The organism is Nocardioides sp. ChNu-153 (assembly GCF_030466625.1).
In the GTDB taxonomy this organism is placed as follows: domain Bacteria; phylum Actinomycetota; class Actinomycetes; order Propionibacteriales; family Nocardioidaceae; genus Nocardioides.
On sequence record NZ_JADEVT010000002.1, the window covers coordinates 159852 to 177834 of the forward strand.

The window sequence follows — 17983 nt, forward strand, 5'->3', positions numbered from 1 at the left end:
CGCCCTGAGGCGCCGGTCCCGCCGGGCCCTCAGGCCCGGCGGAACCAGACCGCGCCCAGCGGCGGCACCACGATGTCGGCGTGCGCCGGCTGGCCGAGGTGCTCGCCCTCGACGGCCTCGATCGAGCCGAGGTTGCCGACGCCCGAGCCCGTGTAGGCCTCCGCGTCGGTGTTGAGCACCTCGTCCCACCGGCCGGCCGCGGGCAGGCCGAGGCGGTAGCCCTCGTGGGGCGTGGCGGCGAAGTTGACGACGCAGACCACGTCCGGGGCGCCGGGGGCGCGCCGCACGAAGGAGAGGGTGTTGCGGGTCGCGTCGTTGGCGTCGACCCACGCGAACCCGGCGGGGTCGCCGTCGGCGCCGTGCAGGGCGGGGCTGTCGACGTACACCCGGTTGAGGTCGCGCACCAGCGCGTGGACCCCGCGGTGCTCGGGGTGGTCCAGCAGCCACCAGTCGAGCTCGCGCGACTCGGCCCACTCCGACTCCTGGCCGAACTCGCAACCCATGAACAGCAGCTGCTTGCCGGGGTGCGCCCACATGTAGGCCAGGTAGGCGCGCAGGTTCGCGAGCTGACGCCAGCGGTCGCCCGGCATCTTGCGCAGCAGGGAGCCCTTGCCGTGCACGACCTCGTCGTGGCTGATCGGCAGCACGTAGTTCTCCGAGAACGCATACACGAGCGAGAAGGTCAGCTCGCCGTGGTGGTACGCGCGGTGCACCGGGTCGTGCGCGACGTAGCCCAGCGAGTCGTGCATCCAGCCCATGTTCCACTTGAACCCGAACCCGAGGCCGTCGACGTCGGTGGGGCGGGTGACGCCGGGCCACGACGTCGACTCCTCGGCGATCGTGACGATGCCGGGCACCCGCTTGTAGACGGTCGCGTTCATCTCCTGGAGGAAGTTGACCGCCTCGAGGTTCTCGCGGCCGCCGTGGACGTTCGGCGTCCACTCGCCCTCCTCGCGGGAGTAGTCGAGGTAGAGCATCGACGCGACGCCGTCGACGCGCAGCCCGTCGGCGTGGAACTCCTCCAGCCAGAACAGCGCGTTGGCGACCAGGAAGTTGCGCACCTCCCGCCGGCCGAAGTCGAAGATGTGGCTGCCCCACTCCTTGTGCCAGCCACGCTGGGGGTTGGGGTCCTCGTAGAGCGCGGTGCCGTCGAAGCGCACCAGCGCCCACTCGTCGGTCGCGAAGTGGCCGGGCACCCAGTCGAGGATGACGCCGATGCCGGCCTGGTGCAGGCGGTCGACGAGCCGCTTGAAGCCGTCGGGGTCACCGAAGCGGGAGTCCGTCGCGTAGTACGACGTGACGTGGTAGCCCCACGAGCCGCCGAACGGGTGCTGCATGACCGGCATCAGCTCGACGTGGGTGAACCCGAGGTCGGCGAGGTAGGGGACCAGTTCGTCGGCCAGCTCGTCGTAGGACCGGCCGCGGCGCCACGAGGCGAGGTGCAGCTCGTAGATGCTCATGGCCTCGGCGACCGGCTGCTTCGTCGCGCGCTCGGCCATCCACGCGTCGTCGCCCCACTGGTGGGCGGACTCGTGGACGACGGACGCGGTCAGCGGCGCGACCTCGGTGTGGAACGCCAGCGGGTCGGCCTTCTCTCGCCACGTGCCGTCGGCGCCGAGCACGTCGAACTTGTAGTGCGCGCCCGCACCGACGCCGGGCAGGAAGATCTCCCAGACGCCGGAGACGCCGAGCTGGCGCATCGGCAGCTCGCGACCGTCCCACGAGCTGAAGTCGCCCTTGACCCGCACGCCGCGGGCGCGGGGCGCCCAGACGGCGAACGAGGTGCCGCTGACGGGGCTGTCGGCGCCGGCGTAGTGACGCACGTGGGCGCCGAGCACGGTCCACAGCTGCTCGTGGCGGCCCTCGTTGACCAGGTGCAGGTCGGTCTCGCCGAGGGTCGGCAGGTAGCGGTACGGGTCGTCGAGCAGCACCGGCTCGCCCTCGCCGTAGCGCACCTGGACCCGGTAGTCGGGCACCTCGGCGACCGGCAGGACGCCCATCCACACGCCGGAGCGCTCGTGGGTCAGCGGCGTGCGGCGGCCGCCGTGCACCACCTCGACGGAGGAGGCCAGGTGGCGCAGGACGCGCACCGTGACCCCGCCGTCGTGGGGGTGGGGGCCGAGCACCGCGTGCGGCTGGCCGTGGCGGCCGTCGACGAGGAGGTCGAGCTCGGCGGTGTCGACCGGCCTCGGCTGCGGCGAGGCGGACGGGCCGGAGGAGCCGGGAGCGGGCGTGGCGGGGGTGTCGGCGGGGGTCATCGGGCTCCGATCCTGGCGATCGCGGCCAGGGGGATGCCCACCCAGCCGGGCCGGTTGCGGGTCTCGTAGACGGTCTCGTAGACGGCCTTGTCGGCCACGTAGGCGGTGAGCAGGGCGTCCTCCTCGGGGGTCAGGTCGCGGCCGGCGTACGCCGACAGGAAGGCCCGCCGGTTGTGCGCCGCCCATTCCTCGGCCCGGTACCCACGCTGCTCGGCGATCGCCTCGTCGGGCGCCTCGAGCGTGCGGGCGACGACCCGCGGGGCGTAGTCGAAGGAGCGCAGCATGCCGGCGACGTCGCGCCACACCGTGTCGGGCACGAGCCGCTCGTGCAGCGGCTTGGCCGGCTCGCCCTCGAAGTCGACGATCTTCCAGCCGCGCGTCGTGCGGAGGGTCTGGCCCAGGTGCAGGTCGCCGTGGACCCGCTGCACGGGCACCTCGTCGAGCTCGGCGACGCGGTCGAAGCGGGCGCGCAGCCCGTCGGCGTACGGCGCGAGGTCGGCCACGACCTCGAGGGCGGCGTCGAGGCGGCGGTGCATGGAGTCGGCGAGCGCACGCACGTCGTCGCCGCGGCGCAGCTCGACCGGGAAGTGGTCGGCGAGCACGGCATGGGTCTCGGCGAGCGCGACGCCCAGGCGGGCGGACTCGCCCGCGAAGTCGCCGCCGACCTCGTCCGCGTGCAGGTCGGCCTCGGCGAAGAGGTTGCGCACCGACGCCTGGGCGAGGTCCCACCCGTCGCTGGCGGTGCGGAGGAACTGCTGCAGCATCGCGAGCTGGATGACGGCGTCGGAGGTCTCGTCGACCACGTCGAGCCAGCCGTACAGGGCGGCGACGTGGTCGGAGCCCGCGCGGGTGAGCACGTCGTGCACCTGCACGTCCGGGTTCACGCCCGGCGTCACCTTGCGGAAGATCTTCATGAGGGCGTCCTCGCCGAACATCACCGACGAGTTCGACTGCTCGCCGCTGAACAGGCTGCCCTTGGCCGTCACGTCGAGCTCGTGGCCCGGCAGGCGGTGGAAGACCAGGCTGCTCGAGGCGTCCACGGCGTTGTCCCGGGCGCGCTCGAAGGCGGCCAGCCAGGCACGCATCGCGACGCGGTCGTGCGCCGCGTCGTACACGTGCGCCCAGCCGTGCTCGGTGCCCTCGGGGTCGTCCGCCGCCGGGGGCAGGCCCGGCACCTCCCACCAGCCGACGAAGGCGTGGTCGAGGCGCTCCTGGCGGTCGCGGTAGCAGGCCACCGGCACCTGGTAGAGCTCGGTGGCGCCCTCCGCGCCCGCCGCCGCGTCCGCCTCCGCGTCGGTGTAGCTCACCTCGACGAACTCGATCGCGACGAAGGGGTCGTCGTCGCTCCCGGTGCCGCGCAGGTCGCCGGCGCGGCGCACGCCGCTCACGTGGAAGGGACGGCCCTTGCCGCCGAACCACCGGGCGTGCGCCAGGTGCTCGGTGAGGCGCTCGGCCGGGGTGTGCTCGCTGTTGTCGGTCACGACGGACCTCCCTGGGCGGACTGCGTGGAGGACTCGACGGCGGTGTCGGAGCCCGTGTCGTCGGCGGGGGCGGTGATGCGGAACCAGTAGAAGCCGTAGCCCCCGAGGGTCAGTAGGTAGGGCAGCTCGCCGATCGCGGGGAACGGCACGCCGCCCAGCAGCTCGACCATCCCGTGTCCCTCGAAGCGGCGCAGGTCCAGCTCGACCGGCTGCGGGAAGCGCGAGAGGTTGTTGACGCAGAGGATCACGTCCCGCTTGCCGTTCTCGTCCGTGTGCTCGCGCACGTAGGACAGCACGCTCGGGTTCGAGCCGCCGAGGTCGTGGAACGTGCCGAGCCCGAAGGCGTGGTGGCCGCGGCGCACCTGCAGCAGGCGCCGGGTCCAGTGCAGCAGCGAGGAGGAGTTCTCCAGCTGCGACTCCACGTTGACGCTCTGGTAGCCGTAGACCGGGTCCTGCACGAGCGGCAGGTAGAGCTTGCCGGGGTTGGCCACCGAGAACCCGGCGTTGCGGTCGGGCGTCCACTGCATCGGGGTGCGGACGCCGTCGCGGTCGCCGAGCCAGATGTTGTCGCCCATCCCGATCTCGTCGCCGTAGTAGAGCACCGGCGAGCCCGGCAGGGAGAGCAGCAGCGCGTTGAACAGCTCGAGGCGGTTGATGTCGTTGTCGAGCAGGGGCGCCAGCCGGCGGCGGATGCCGATGTTGGCCTTCATCCGCGGGTCCTGGGCGTACTCCGACCACATGTAGTCGCGGTCCTCGTCCGTCACCATCTCGAGCGTCAGCTCGTCGTGGTTGCGCAGGAAGATGCCCCACTGGCAGTTCGACGGGATCTCGGGGGTCTGCTCGAGGATCTCCGAGATCGGGAAGCGCGACTCGCGGCGCACCGCCATGAAGATGCGCGGCATCACCGGGAAGTGGAACGCCATGTGGCACTCGTCGCCGCCCGACTCGAAGTCGCCGAAGTACTCCACCACGTCGGCGGGCCACTGGTTGGCCTCGCACAGCAGGACGCGGCCCGGGTAGTTGTCGTCGACGAACTTGCGGACCCGCTTGAGCATCTCGTGGGTCTCGGGCAGGTTCTCGCCGTTGGTGCCCGGGCGCTCGTAGAGGTAGGGGACGGCGTCGAGGCGGAAGCCGTCCATGCCCATGTCGAGCCAGAACGCCATCGCCTCGAGCATCGCCTCCTGGACCTTCGGGTTGTCGAAGTTCAGGTCCGGCTGGTGGCTGAAGAACCGGTGCCAGAAGTACTGCTGGCGCACCGGGTCCCACGTCCAGTTGGACGGCTCGGTGTCGACGAAGATGATGCGGGCGTCCTCGTAGAGGTCGTCGTTGTCCGACCACACGTAGAAGTCGCCGTACGGGCCCTCGGGGTCGGACCGGCTCGCCTGGAACCACGGGTGCGCGTCGCTCGTGTGGTTCATGACGAAGTCGATGATCACGCGGATGCCGCGCTTGTGGGCCTCGTCGAGGAAGAGCCGGAAGTCGTCGATCGTGCCGATCTCCGGGTGCACGCCGGTGTAGTCGGCGACGTCGTACCCGCCGTCGCGCAGCGGAGAGGGGAAGAACGGCGGGATCCACAGGCAGTCGACGCCGAGCCACTGCAGGTAGTCGAGCTTCTCGACCAGGCCGCGGAAGTCGCCGGTGCCGTCCCCGTTGGAGTCGCGGAACGAGCGGACCAGCACCTCGTAGAACACCGCGGTCTTGAACCACTCCGGCTCGATCTTCGCGATCGGCTCGGCCGGCTCGACCTCGGGCGTCGGGGGCACCTCGGGCACGCCGGGCCCTCCGTCGACCAGGGGTCCGTGGGCCACGGGGTCGGTGGCGGTCATCGCAGGCTCCTGACGGTCAGCACGTGCGCAGGCTCGTGCGAGGGGTCCAGACGGACGTAGTCGTGCTCGCGCCACGTCCACGTCTCGCCGGTGAAGGCGTCGGTGACCTCGAAGGCCTCGGCCCAGTCCAGGCCCAGGGAGGGCATGTCGAGGTGGACGGTGGTCTCGCGGGTGGCGTGCGGGTCCAGGTTGATGACCACGATGACGACGTCGTCGGTGCCGTCCGGGCCCGCGCCGGGCGCCCGCTTGGAGTACACGATGACGTTCTCGTCGTCGCTGTGGTGGATCGTGATGTTGCGCAGCAGCTGCAGCGCGCGGTGGTCGCGACGCAGCTCGTTGAGCCGCGTCAGGTACGGCGTGAGCGTGCGCCCCTCGGCCTCCGCGCGGTCCCAGTCGCGGATGCGGACCTGGTACTTCTCCGAGTCCAGGTACTCCTCGCTGCCCGGCTTCACCGCGACGTGCTCGAAGAGCTCGTAGCCGGCGTACACCCCCCAGGTCGGCGAGCTGGTCGCCGCCAGCGCCGCGCGGATCTTGAAGGCCGCGGGTCCGCCGTACTGCAGGAAGGCGTGGAGGATGTCGGGGGTGTTGACGAAGAAGTTGGGCCGCATCACGTGGTCGGTCTCGGTGGAGAGCTCGCGCAGGTAGTCCTCGATCTCCCACTTCGCCGTGCGCCACGTGAAGTACGTGTACGACTGGTGGAAGCCCACGGCGCCGAGCCCGCGCATCATGGCCGGCTTGGTGAACGCCTCCGCCAGGAAGAGCACGTCGGGATCGGTGCGGCGCACCTCGGCCAGCAGCCACTCCCAGAACGCCACCGGCTTCGTGTGCGGGTTGTCGACGCGGAAGATCCGCACGCCGTGGCGCATCCAGTGCTTGACGACGCGGAGCACCTCGCGGCAGATGCCCGTCGGGTCGTTGTCGAAGTTGATCGGGTAGATGTCCTGGTACTTCTTCGGCGGGTTCTCGGCGTACGCGATCGTGCCGTCGGCGCGCGTGGTGAAGAACTCCGGGTTGGTCGTCACCCAGGGGTGGTCGGGCGCCGCCTGCAGGGCGAGGTCGAGCGCGACCTCCAGGCCCAGCTCGCGGGCCCGGGCGACGAACGCGTCGAGGTCCTCGACCGTCCCGAGGTCGGGGTGCACCGCGTCGTGGCCGCCGTGGCGCGAGCCGATGGCCCACGGCGAGCCCGGGTCGTCCGGACCGGGGGTGAGCGTGTTGTTCGGGCCCTTGCGGTTGACCTCGCCGATCGGGTGGATCGGCGGCAGGTAGATCACGTCGAACCCGGCCGCGGCGACGGCGTCGAGCCGCTGCGCGGCGGTGCGCAGCGTCCCGCTCACGACCTTGCCGTCGTCGTCGACGTACGCGCCCTCGGAGCGCGGGAAGAACTCGTACCAGCTGCCGAACAGCGCGCGGGTGCGGTCGGCGAAGAACGGGAACGGCCCCTCGAGGGTGACGAGCTCGCGCAGCGGGTGCGCGGCCAGCACGGCCCGCACCTCGGGCGCCTCGAGCTGGGAGAGGCGCTGGGTGGCGGGGGAGGAGTCGTCGGTGGTGACGGCGAGGGCGCCCTGCAGCACCTCGGTCTCCGCGGCCGTGAGCCCGCCCTCGGCCAGCACCCGCTCGAGGAGCAGCCGCCCCTCGGTGAACATCAGGTCGACGTCCACCTCGGCGGGGATCTTCACCCCCGCGGCGTGCTGCCACGTCGCGATCGGGTGCGACCACGCCTGGATCGTGAACGTCCAGGGTCCCTCGGTGTCGGGGGTGACCCACGCGGCGTACTCGTTGGGCTCGACGGGGTGGGGCTCGAGCGGGACCGGGGGCCTGCGCACGCCCGCGGGGTCGGTGAGGACCACCTCGGCGCCGAGGCGGTCGTGCCCCTCGCGGAACACGGTGGCGGTCACGGGGAAGGGTTCGCCGACGGTCGCCTTGGCCGGTTGACGGCCGAGGTCGACGACGGGCGCGACGTTCATGACGGGGATGCGTCCGACCATGGGCCCGACCCTAGGGGGTGGCGGGAAGTGCGCGCGAGCGGCTCAGAGCTCGGGGCCCCGGCCGAGCTCGCGGCGGGCCTCCCGGGCGCTGAGCAGCGCCATCACCCGGGCGATCACCAGCGCGATGTAGAGCATCCCGGCGATCTGCTCGATCATCACGACCGAGCGGGCGTGGGGCAGCACGGGCACGACGTCGGACAGGCCCGTGCTCGTCAGCGTGGTGACCGACAGGAAGAGCAGCTCGACCCAGGTGCGGTCGGCCTCGGGGTCCACCGCGGCGGTGAACGAGCCGGGCCACACGACCTGGACCGCGGCGTACAGGTAGGCGAAGCCCCACGCCACGACGGTGAAGGTGGCTCCCGTCGCCCAGATCTCGTCGGTGGTCACGTGGTCGTCGTGGAACATGTAGCGGATCAGCGCGTACGCCGTGTAGAGGTAGAACGCGGCGTGCAGCACCGAGGACGCCACGACGATGCCGTCCTCGGGGCGCACCGCCTCGAGCACGGTCAGCACCACCACCGGCACGCCCAGCACCACGGACACCCACGTCAGGGCCTGCGTGGCCCGCACCGCGAAGACCGCGAGCACGAGCACGAGCAGGCCGATGGTGCTGAACAGCCCGCGCCCCGTCGGGGAGTCGCCGAGGAACGGGTAGGCGAGGATCCCGCCCAGCTGGACGAGCATGAGGACCGCGGAGGGCCGCGCCCGCAGCCAGGCCCAGGTGCGGGAGAGCGAGGGATCGTCCGTGGTCGACACGCGACGATGCTGCCACGCCCCGCCGTCAGGTGGCGCGGATGACGACGACCGAGCGGCTGCGCACGTCGATCCCGTCGCCGGCCTTCAGCGGCGTCCCGACCCCGATCTCGTCGCTGGTGGACAGCACCACCTCGCCGGACTGCACCCAGTCGTTCTCCGGCAGCAGCACCTTCACGGACTCGTGCGCGGCGTTGAACCACAGCACGAACGACGAGTCGACCTGCTGCTCGCCCCGCGGGCCGGGGGAGCGCAGCGGGGCGCCCGAGACGAACATGCCGACCGCACGCTGCGCCCCGTCGTGCCAGTCCTCGGCCCGCATCTCGCGACCGCTGGGGTGCAGCCAGGCGAGGTCGCGCGGACCGCCGCGGATGGTGGGCCGGCCCTCGAACCAGTGCCGCTGCCGCAGCGCCGGGTGCTCGCGCCGCAGCCGCAGCGCGGTCTTGACCACGTCGTACACGTCGAGCCACGCGTCGTCGGGGCGCCAGTCGATCCACGAGGTGGGGTTGTCCTGGCAGTAGGCGTTGTTGTTGCCGCCCTGGGTGCGGCCCCGCTCGTCGCCCGCGGTGATCATCGGGACCCCGTTCGACAGGCACAGGGTCGCCATCAGGTTCGCGGCCTGGCGCCGCCGCCGGGCGAGGATCCGCTCGTCGTCGGTCTCGCCCTCCACGCCGTGGTTCCAGGAGCGGTTGCCGTCGGTGCCGTCCCGGTTGTCCTCGCCGTTGGCCTCGTTGTGCTTGCGGTCGTAGGAGACGAGGTCGCGCACCGTGAACCCGTCGTGGGCGGTGACGAAGTTGACCGAGTTGTACGCCGAGCGGCCGTCGTCGGCGTACAGGTCGCTGCTGCCGGCCAGGCGGGTGGCGACGGCGTGCAGGCCCGGGGTCTGGCCGCGCCAGAAGTCGCGGACCGTGTCGCGGTACTGGTCGTTCCACTCCACCCACGGCGGCGGCATGGCGCCGACGAGGTAGCCGTCCATCGAGGCGTCCCACGGCTCGGCGATCAGCTTCACGTGGCGCAGCACCGGGTCCTGGCCGATGGCGACGAGCAGGTCGCTCGTCATGTCGACGCGGTGGCCGGTGCGGGTCAGCGCCGACATGAGGTCGAAGCGGAACCCGTCCACGTGCATCTCGGTGACCCAGTAGCGCAGCGAGTCCAGGATCATCCGCAGGGCCAGGGGGTCCTCGCTGTTGACCGTGTTGCCGCAGCCGGTGACGTCCCAGTAGGTGTCGTCGAAGGGACCGAGGGGGCCGGGCGCCGCGTCGCTCGTGGGGGCGGAGGGCGCCACCCGCCGGTAGAAGCCGCGGTCGTCGAGGCCGCGGAAGGACAGCGTCGGGCCCATCGGCCCGGCCTCGGCGGTGTGGTTGTAGACGACGTCGAGGATGACCTCGATGCCGGCCCGGTGCAGGTCCTTGACCATCTGCTTGAACTCGGTGACCTGCTCGCCGCGGTCGCCGGACGCGCTGTAGGCGTTGTGCGGGGCGAAGTAGCCGATGGAGTTGTAGCCCCAGTAGTTCGCTGCCCCGCGCGCCGTCAGCCCCGGCTCGGAGAAGAACTGGTGCACGGGCAGGAGCTCGACGGCCGTCACCCCGAGGTCGTTCAGGTAGTCGGTCACGGCCGGCGTGCCGAGCCCGGCGTAGGTGCCGCGCAGCTCCTCGGGCACGCGGTCGTGGAGCTGGGTGAAGCCCTTGACGTGCAGCTCGTAGACGACCGTGTCGCGCCAGCGGCGCTGCATCGGCCGCTCGCCCTCCCAGTCGAAGGAGGGATCGACCACGACGCTGCGGGCCGTGCACGGCGCCGAGTCGTCGTCGTTGCGCCGCGTGGGGTCGTCGAACCGGTAGCCGAAGAGCGGCTGGCCCGGGTCGATCGTGCCGCTCACCGCCTGGCCGTAGGGGTCGAGCAGCAGCTTGGCGGGGTTGAACCGCATCCCCTGGGCGGGGTCCCACGGGCCGTCGACCCGGTAGCCGTAGCGGGTGCCGGGGGGCAGGTCGGGCAGCGCCCCGTGCCAGATGCCCAGCGAGCGCTCCGTGAGGGCGTGGCGCACCTCGGCGCCGTCCTCGTCGAAGACGCAGACCCAGCAGGCGGTCGCGTGGGGGGAGTAGACGGCGAAGTTGGTGGACTCGGGCGACCACGTCGCGCCGAGCGGCCAGTTGCGTCCCGGCCACACCGGCGCGACCTGTCCCGCATAGCTCCACAGGCCCGGACTCATGCCTCCCATCATGGGCGACGCGAGCCGCCCGCGTCCGCCGACCCGGCCGACCGGCCGGGATCCCTCGCCGTGGTCCGGGTCACGCCCGCCCGCGCCGCGCACGGCATGATGCGCGGGGCAGCACGCACACGACCGCACGCACACGACGAGGTGGGAACCGATGGGTGAGTTCGTACGACTGGAGGTGGCCGACGGCGTCGCCACGCTGCGCCTGGACCGGCCGAAGATGAACGCGATCAGCTTCGCCGTGCAGGCCGAGCTGCGCGCGGCCGCGGCCGAGGCCACCGAGCGCGCCGACGTGCGCGCCGTCGTGATCTGGGGCGGGGAGCGCGTCTTCGCCGCGGGCAACGACGTCAAGGAGATGGCCGAGGTCTCCTACGCCGAGATGGTCGAGCTGTCCCACTCGGTGCAGTCGGCCGTGACGGCCGTCGCGGCCATCCCCAAGCCCGTCGTGGCGGCGGTGAACGGCTACGCCCTGGGCGGCGGGTGCGAGCTCGCGCTCGCGGCCGACGTGCGGTTCGCCGCCGAGGACGCGGTGCTGGGCCAGCCCGAGGTGCTCCTCGGCATCATCCCCGGCGCCGGCGGGACCCAGCGCCTCGCGCGCCTCGTGGGCCCGTCGCGGGCGAAGGACATCATGTTCACGGGCCGCTTCGTGAAGGCCGACGAGGCGCTGCGCATCGGCCTCGTCGACCGGGTGGTCCCGGCCGGCGACGTGTACGACGAGGCCCTGGCGTGGGCGCGGCAGCTCGCCACCGCCGCGCCGTACGCCCTGCGGGCGGTCAAGGAGTCGGTCGACCAGGGCCTGGAGGTCGACCTCCCGACGGGACTGGCGATCGAGCGGGCTCAGTTCGCCGGCCTGTTCGCGACCGAGGACGCCCGGGTCGGTCTGCGCTCGTTCGTCGAGAACGGTCCCGGCAAGGCGCGGTTCACCGGTCGCTGACCCCCGGGGGAGGCGCGGGGGAAGGCGCGGGGGAGGCGTGGGGGAGGCGTGGGGGACGACGGCCCGTGGGACGGCGGCCCGCGCAGGTGGGACGCCGTCCGGGGTCCTGGAGACCTGTGCCACACTGACCCCCGTCCCGTAGGCGAGGTCGAGGATGGAGCCCGTGGTCGGTCCTGAGAAGCCAGCAGCTGGAGAGACGTCGACCGCGACGACCGGGTCGTCGGCGGCGGAGGGGTCGAGCGCGTCGAAGCCGCGCCGTCGGCCGTCGTTCTCCGTCGGCCGGGCGCGCACCGTGGTGGCCCAGGTGGTCTGGATCGTGTGCCTCGTCGCCGCGACCTCGCTCGCCGTCGCCGCGCTCTGCATCGCCGTCGACGCCAACCAGGGCAACGGGCTCGTGGGCCTGGTGCTCGACCTGGCCGGGTTCTTCGACCTCGGCGTCTTCACCCTGGACGACGGGATCATGGCCTTCACCGGCGACAACGCCGACACGAAGAACGCGCTGGTGAACTACGGCCTCGGTGCTGCCTTCTGGCTCGTGCTGGGACGCGTGCTCGAGCGCCTGATCCGCCCGTGACGCACGCCACGTCGCAAGCTCGTTACCTGCTAGTAGCCTCAGCTACACACCCGAGTGCACAGGAGGGGCCGCGAGGCCACACACCATGAACATCATCGTCTGTGTGAAGCACGTCCCGGACGCCACGGCGGACCGGAAGTTCGAGTCCGACAACACGGTCGACCGCGAGGGCGTCGACGGCCTGCTCTCCGAGCTGGACGAGTACGCCGTGGAGCAGGCCCTGCAGCTGCGCGAGAAGCGCGACGGTGAGGACATCACCATCACCGCGCTGACCGTCGGCCCCGCCAAGGCGGTCGACGCGGTCCGCAAGGCGCTGCAGATGGGTGCCGACAAGGGTGTCCACGTGAGCGACGACGCCATCGCCGGCTCCGACTACGTCGGCACCTCGCTGGTGCTGGCCAAGGCCGTCGAGAAGCTGGGCGCCGAGTCGAAGGTCGACCTCGTCGTCTTCGGCATGGCCTCCACCGACGGCTCCGGCGGCGTCGTGCCGGCCATGGTCGCCGAGCGCCTGGGCCTGCCCCAGGTCACGCTGGCGTCCGTCGTCGAGACGCAGGGCGACCAGGTGCGCATCAAGCGCGACGGCGACACCGCGACCGAGGTCGTCGGCGCCACGCTGCCCATCGTGCTCAGCGTGACCGACCAGTCGGGCGAGGCGCGCTACCCCTCCTTCAAGGGGATCATGGCCGCGAAGAAGAAGCCGCTCGAGACGCTCACGCTGGCCGACATCGGCGTGGAGTCCTCCGAGGTCGGCGCCGCTGCGGCGTGGACCGCGGTGGAGGACACCACCGCCCGGCCGCCGCGCACCGCCGGCGAGATCGTCACCGACGAGGACGGGTCCGGCGCCGAGGCGCTCGCCGGGTTCCTCGCCTCGAAGAAGTTCATCTGAGAAGGGGCTGCAGCTGATGTCCGAGGTTCTGGTTCTGGTCGACCACGTCGACGGTGCGGTGCGCAAGCCCACCAACGAGCTGCTCGCGATCGCGAAGAAGCTGGGCTCGCCCTCCGCGGTCTTCATCGGCAGCGCGGACGCCGCGTCCGGCGTCGTGGAGACGGTGAAGAAGTACGGCGCGGAGAAGGTCTACGTCGTCGACGACGCCGAGGTGCGGGGCTACCTGGTCGCGCCCAAGGCCGAGGTGCTCGCGCAGCTCGTGGAGAAGACGTCCCCGGCCGCGGTGCTCCTGGTGTCGGGCTCGGAGGGCAAGGAGGTGGCCGCGCGCCTGGCCATCAAGACGTCGTCGGGGATCATCACCGACGCCGTCGACGTGGCCGAGGACGGCACGGCGACCCAGTCGGTCTTCGCCGGCAACTACACGCTGACCGGCAAGGTCACCCACGGCACGCCGATCATCACGGTCAAGCCGAACTCCGCCACGCCGGAGGACGCCGCGGGCGCCGGTGAGGTCGAGCAGTTCTCCCCGACCATCTCCGACGCCGCGAAGGGCGCGCAGGTCGTGGCCTCGCAGCCGCGTCAGTCGACCGGTCGCCCCGAGCTCACCGAGGCCGCGATCGTGGTCTCCGGTGGCCGTGGCACCGGCGGCGACTTCGCCCCCGTCGAGAAGCTGGCGGACGCCCTGGGTGCGGCCGTCGGCGCGTCCCGCGCGGCCGTCGACTCCGGCTGGATCCCCCACACCTTCCAGGTGGGCCAGACGGGCAAGACGGTCTCCCCGCAGCTGTACGTCGCGAACGGCATCTCCGGCGCCATCCAGCACCGGGCCGGCATGCAGACGTCCAAGACGATCGTCGCGGTCAACAAGGACGAGGAGGCGCCGATCTTCGAGCTCGTCGACTTCGGCGTCGTGGGCGACCTGCACTCGGTCCTGCCCGCCCTGGCCGACGCGGTCGAGGCCCGCAAGAACTGAGCGTGGCGGCCTCCGCGCCGCCACCGCACGCACGGCCCGGGTCCCTCGTGGACCCGGGCCGTTCGTGCGTCCGGGCGTGCGTCCGGGCGCGCGTCCGGACCCACGCGGGCGGGGCCCCGGGGACCTTCCCGACCCGTGGGAACGGGTGCGCGGGGGCGGGGCACCCGCCGTACCCTCGGCGCATGAGCACCGAGGACGTCCACGCCGCGGCCGCGCGTGCGAAGGAGGCGGGCTACGAGCTCGCCACGGCGACGCGGGCGGTCAAGGACGCCGCGCTCGAGGCGATGGCAGCGGCGCTGGGGGCCCACGAGGCGGCGATCCTGGCGGCCAACGCCGAGGACGTGGAGCGGGCCGAGGCCGGTGGCACGCCGCCGAACATCGTCGACCGGCTGCGGCTGACCCCTGAGCGGCTCGCCGCGATGGCCGCCGGGCTGCGTGACGTGGCGGCGCTGCCCGACCCGGTGGGCGAGGTCGTGCGCGGCGGCACCCTGCCGAACGGGCTGGAGCTGCGCCAGGTGCGCGTGCCCTTCGGCGTGGTCGGGATGATCTACGAGGCCCGCCCGAACGTCACGGCCGACGCCGCCGGGATCTGCCTCAAGTCGGGCAACGCGGTGCTGCTGCGCGGCAGCTCGAGCGCCCGGTCGAGCAACGCCGCGATCGTGACCGCGCTGCGCGAGGCCGTCGTCACCGCGGGCCTGCCCGCCGACGTCGTCCAGCTCGTGCCGGGGGACACCCACGAGAGCGTCAAGGCGCTGATGCGCGCCCGCGGCCTCGTCGACGTGCTCATCCCGCGCGGCGGGGCGGGGCTCATCCGCTCGGTCGTCGAGGAGTCGACCGTGCCCGTCATCGAGACGGGCGTGGGCAACTGCCACGTGTACGTCGACGCCTCCGCCGACCTCGACAAGGCGCTCGCCATCGTGGTCAACGCGAAGACCCACCGCACCTCGGTGTGCAACGCCGCGGAGTCGGTGCTGGTGCACGCGGACGTCGCCGACGACTTCCTGCCGCTCCTCATCGACGCGCTGGCCGAGCGGGGCGTGACGGTGCACGGCGACGACCGCTTCGGCGAGTACGACGGGGTCGTCGCCGCCACCGACGACGACTGGGGCCAGGAGTACCTCTCGCTCGACATCGCGGCCGCCGTCGTCGACGACCTCGAGGGCGCGATCGCGCACGTGCGCCGCTGGTCGAGCGGGCACTCCGACGCGATCGTCACCGAGTCGCAGGCCGCCGCGCGCCGCTTCGTCGCGGCCGTCGACTCGGCCGCGGTGCTCGTCAACGCCTCCACCCGCTTCACCGACGGCGGCGAGTTCGGCTTCGGCGCGGAGATCGGCATCAGCACGCAGAAGCTGCACGCCCGGGGCCCGATGGGCCTGCCGGAGATGACGTCGACCAAGTACGTCGTCACCGGTGACGGGCACGTGCGCTGAGGTCGAGCGCCGCCCGGTAGGATCCCCGCCATGTCGATGAGCGAGTTCGCTGTCCTGGCGTCCGAGGCGGGCGGCGAGGAGCACACCATCTGGCCCTACGTCATCGGTGGCGTGGTGCTGCTGATCTTCCTGCTCCTCATGGCGGGCCTCCTCGCGTTCGCCGGCGGTCGCGAGCACAGCTGAGGTGACCACCCCCGGGCGGCGCATCGGCGTGATGGGCGGGACGTTCGACCCGATCCACCACGGGCACCTCGTCGCCGCCTCGGAGGTCCAGTCCTCCTTCGACCTCGACGAGGTCGTCTTCGTGCCCACGGGCGACCCCTGGCAGAAGTCCGCGCGCCAGGTCTCCCCGGCGGAGCACCGCTACCTCATGACCGTCGTCGCGACGGCCTCGAACCCGCGCTTCCGGGTGTCCCGGGTCGACATCGACCGCGCGGGTCCGACGTACACGGTCGACACCCTGCGCGACCTGCGGGCCCAGCTGCCCGGGGCGGAGCTGTTCTTCATCACCGGCGCCGACGCCCTCGCCAACATCTTCACGTGGCGCGACACGGGGGAGATGTTCGACCTCGCCCACTTCGTCGGCGTGACCCGCCCCGGCTACGCGATGGACCCCGCCGTGCTCGAGACCATCCCGAGCGACCGCGTGACGGTGCTCGAGATCCCCGCCCTGGCCATCTCGTCGACCGACTGCCGCGAGCGCACCGGGCGGGGCGAGCCGGTCTGGTACCTCGTGCCGGACGGCGTCGTGCAGTACATCGGCAAGCACCACCTCTACGAGAGCACCAGCTCCTCCAGCAGTCCCTCCAGCAGCCCCGTGAAAGGCCCTGCATGACCGCCACCGACCACGCCGTGGAGCTGGTGCACGCCGCCGCCCGCGCCGCCTCCGACAAGCTCGCGACCGACATCCTGGCCTTCGACGTGAGCGAGCAGCTCGCGATCACCGACGCCTTCGTGCTGGCCAGCGCGAGCAACGACCGCCAGGTCAAGGCCATCGTCGACGAGGTCGAGGACAAGCTGCGCGAGATCGGCGCCAAGCCGATCCGCCGCGAGGGCGAGCGCGACGGGCGCTGGGTGCTCATCGACTACGGCGAGATCGTCGTGCACGTGCAGCACGAGGAGGAGCGCCGCTTCTACGCCCTCGAGCGGCTCTGGCGCGACTGCCCCGTGCTGCCGCTCCCGGCGGAGGTCACCCCCGGCGGTGAGTGAGTCCCGCACCGAGCCGCCCGGCGCCGCGCGCACCCTCGTGCTGCTGCGCCACGGCGAGACCACCTGGAACGCGGCGCACCGCATCCAGGGCCAGGTCGACTCCGAGCTGAGCCCGACGGGGCTGGCCCAGGCCGCCGCGGTGGCCCCCGGGCTCGCCGCGCTGCGCCCCGTCGCCGTGTGGACCTCGGACCTGCAGCGTGCGGCGGTCACGGCGAGGCACGTCGCCGGTGCGGCGGGGCTCGAGGTCCGCACCGACCCCCGCCTGCGCGAGTTCGGGCTGGGGGAGCGCGAGGGGGTCACGCACGAGGACTACGCCGAGCGGTGGCCCCAGGAGTACGTCGACTTTGTGACCGGCCGCTGGAGCTCGGTGCCGGGCGCCGAGACGCTCCAGGAGGTCCGCGCCCGCGTCGAGGCGTGCCTGACCGAGCTGGCCGACACGCTCCCGGCCGACGGGCTGGCGGTCGCCGTCGCCCACGGGGCCGCCCTGCGGGTCGCCGTCGAGGCCCTCGTCGCGGGCACGGCGAGCGAGCCCTCGGCGTACTCGGGCATGACGAACTGCGGGTACGCCGTGCTCCGCGAGCGCCCCCTGCGCCGCTCCGGCGAGCCCCGCTGGCGGCTCGTGGCCTACAACCGGACGGCCGACGCCGGCGCCTGAGGCGCACCCCGACCCCCGATTCGCGTCCGTCCGGGGGAGGCGCTAATGTTCTCCGAGTCGATCGGCGGGTGACCGCCGCGAGACGGATGGGGCTGTGGCGCAGCTGGTAGCGCATCTGCATGGCATGCAGAGGGTCAGGGGTTCGAGTCCCCTCAGCTCCACCATCCATGAAGACCCCTCCACCGACCGCGGTGGAGGGGTCTTCTGCGTCGTGGGCGGCGGCCGCGACGTGGCGTCCCCGACACCGCCTTTTCTTGACTCCTTCAAGAAAAGGCGCCAAGGTTGTCCCCGTGACCACCGAAGCCGCCGACCTCGACGCCCCGGGCGTCCCCGGCGCCGCGGGCACGGCCGGCGTCGACCTCCCGCAGCTGCTGCGGGCCGCGACGCTGCGGGTGACCCGCCCCCGGGTCGCGGTGCTGGGCGCCGTGCACGCGCACCCGCACGCCGACACCGAGACCATCATCGGCGCGGTCCGCACCGAGCTGCCGGCCGTGTCCCACCAGGCCGTCTACGACTCCCTCCACGCCCTCACCGGCGCGGGCCTGCTGCGGCGCATCCAGCCCGCCGGCTCGGTGGCCCGCTACGAGACCCGCATCGCCGACAACCACCACCACCTGGTGTGCCGCTCCTGCGGCGCGGTCGTCGACGTCGACTGCGCGATCGGCCAGGCACCGTGCCTGACCGCCTCCGACGACCACGGCTTCGTCATCGACGAGGCCGAGGTGACCTACTGGGGCACCTGCCCCGCCTGCACGGCCGCGGCGCACGGCGCCTGACGCGCGCCGTACCCCTCCTCGCTGCTCCTGCTCC

Annotated in this window: 16 protein-coding genes and 1 tRNA gene; 11 read left to right on the forward strand and 6 right to left on the reverse strand. The window is 72.5% G+C overall.

Features of this window, described 5'->3' with window-relative positions; all coding sequences use genetic code 11:
• Positions 1–29 precede the first annotated feature (29 nt).
• From glgB to glgX, 6 genes are read right to left on the reverse strand one after another with little or no spacing between them, the layout of a single operon-like run.
• Entirely contained in the window at positions 30–2258 is a 2229-nt protein-coding gene (gene glgB, locus INN71_RS04675) for a 1,4-alpha-glucan branching protein GlgB (RefSeq protein ID WP_301799768.1), read from the reverse strand.
• Positions 2255–3739, reverse strand: a complete 1485-nt coding sequence (locus tag INN71_RS04680; RefSeq protein WP_301799769.1) for a hypothetical protein — start codon at positions 3737–3739, stop codon at positions 2255–2257. The genes glgB and INN71_RS04680 overlap by 4 nt, the downstream gene beginning before the upstream one ends.
• Complete coding sequence (gene treS / locus INN71_RS04685; RefSeq protein ID WP_277498566.1) at positions 3736–5565, reverse strand: maltose alpha-D-glucosyltransferase; 1830 nt, start codon at positions 5563–5565, stop codon at positions 3736–3738. The genes INN71_RS04680 and treS overlap by 4 nt, the downstream gene beginning before the upstream one ends.
• Entirely contained in the window at positions 5562–7550 is a 1989-nt protein-coding gene (locus INN71_RS04690; RefSeq protein ID WP_277498565.1) for an alpha-1,4-glucan--maltose-1-phosphate maltosyltransferase, read from the reverse strand. Before INN71_RS04690 ends, treS begins: the two co-directional genes overlap by 4 nt.
• A gap of 42 nt (positions 7551–7592) precedes the next feature.
• Positions 7593–8306 carry an ion channel gene (locus INN71_RS04695; RefSeq protein WP_277498564.1) on the reverse strand — a complete coding sequence of 238 codons (714 nt, stop codon included), beginning with the start codon at positions 8304–8306 and terminating at the stop codon, positions 7593–7595.
• A 25-nt stretch (positions 8307–8331) separates the two neighbouring features.
• The gene (gene glgX, locus INN71_RS04700) at positions 8332–10509 is read right to left on the reverse strand and encodes a glycogen debranching protein GlgX (RefSeq protein WP_277498563.1); all 2178 of its coding nucleotides are present in this window, start codon (positions 10507–10509) and stop codon (positions 8332–8334) included.
• Between the two features lie 160 nt (positions 10510–10669).
• On the opposite strand from glgX, the gene INN71_RS04705 reads away from it, so the two are divergent.
• From INN71_RS04705 to INN71_RS04755, 11 genes are all read left to right on the forward strand, one after another.
• Positions 10670–11449: an enoyl-CoA hydratase/isomerase family protein gene (locus INN71_RS04705; protein ID WP_277498562.1), complete on the forward strand. Its 780-nt coding sequence runs from the start codon at positions 10670–10672 to the stop codon at positions 11447–11449.
• A 163-nt stretch (positions 11450–11612) separates the two neighbouring features.
• On the forward strand, positions 11613–12023 hold the full coding sequence (locus INN71_RS04710; protein ID WP_277498561.1) for a hypothetical protein: 411 nt from the start codon (positions 11613–11615) through the stop codon (positions 12021–12023).
• A gap of 85 nt (positions 12024–12108) precedes the next feature.
• Positions 12109–12909 carry an electron transfer flavoprotein subunit beta/FixA family protein gene (locus INN71_RS04715; protein WP_301799770.1) on the forward strand — a complete coding sequence of 267 codons (801 nt, stop codon included), beginning with the start codon at positions 12109–12111 and terminating at the stop codon, positions 12907–12909.
• 16 nt (positions 12910–12925) lie between these two features.
• Complete coding sequence (locus tag INN71_RS04720) at positions 12926–13879, forward strand: electron transfer flavoprotein subunit alpha/FixB family protein (RefSeq protein WP_277498559.1); 954 nt, start codon at positions 12926–12928, stop codon at positions 13877–13879.
• A 182-nt stretch (positions 13880–14061) separates the two neighbouring features.
• Positions 14062–15309, forward strand: a complete 1248-nt coding sequence (locus INN71_RS04725) for a glutamate-5-semialdehyde dehydrogenase (RefSeq protein ID WP_277498558.1) — start codon at positions 14062–14064, stop codon at positions 15307–15309.
• 36 nt (positions 15310–15345) lie between these two features.
• A complete protein-coding gene (locus INN71_RS04730; protein ID WP_277498557.1) occupies positions 15346–15492 on the forward strand; it encodes a hypothetical protein in 147 nt (48 codons plus the stop codon).
• A gap of 1 nt (position 15493) precedes the next feature.
• Positions 15494–16144: a nicotinate-nucleotide adenylyltransferase gene (gene nadD / locus INN71_RS04735; RefSeq protein ID WP_277498556.1), complete on the forward strand. Its 651-nt coding sequence runs from the start codon at positions 15494–15496 to the stop codon at positions 16142–16144.
• Positions 16141–16518, forward strand: coding sequence for a ribosome silencing factor (rsfS, locus tag INN71_RS04740; RefSeq protein ID WP_277498554.1), 378 nt, complete (start codon positions 16141–16143; stop codon positions 16516–16518). The genes nadD and rsfS overlap by 4 nt, the downstream gene beginning before the upstream one ends.
• Complete coding sequence (locus INN71_RS04745; protein WP_277498553.1) at positions 16511–17173, forward strand: histidine phosphatase family protein; 663 nt, start codon at positions 16511–16513, stop codon at positions 17171–17173. The genes rsfS and INN71_RS04745 overlap by 8 nt, the downstream gene beginning before the upstream one ends.
• An 88-nt stretch (positions 17174–17261) precedes the next feature.
• Positions 17262–17337 (forward strand) — tRNA-Ala (locus INN71_RS04750).
• 204 nt (positions 17338–17541) lie between these two features.
• Complete coding sequence (locus INN71_RS04755; RefSeq protein ID WP_277498575.1) at positions 17542–17949, forward strand: Fur family transcriptional regulator; 408 nt, start codon at positions 17542–17544, stop codon at positions 17947–17949.
• Positions 17950–17983: the final 34 nt, after the last annotated feature.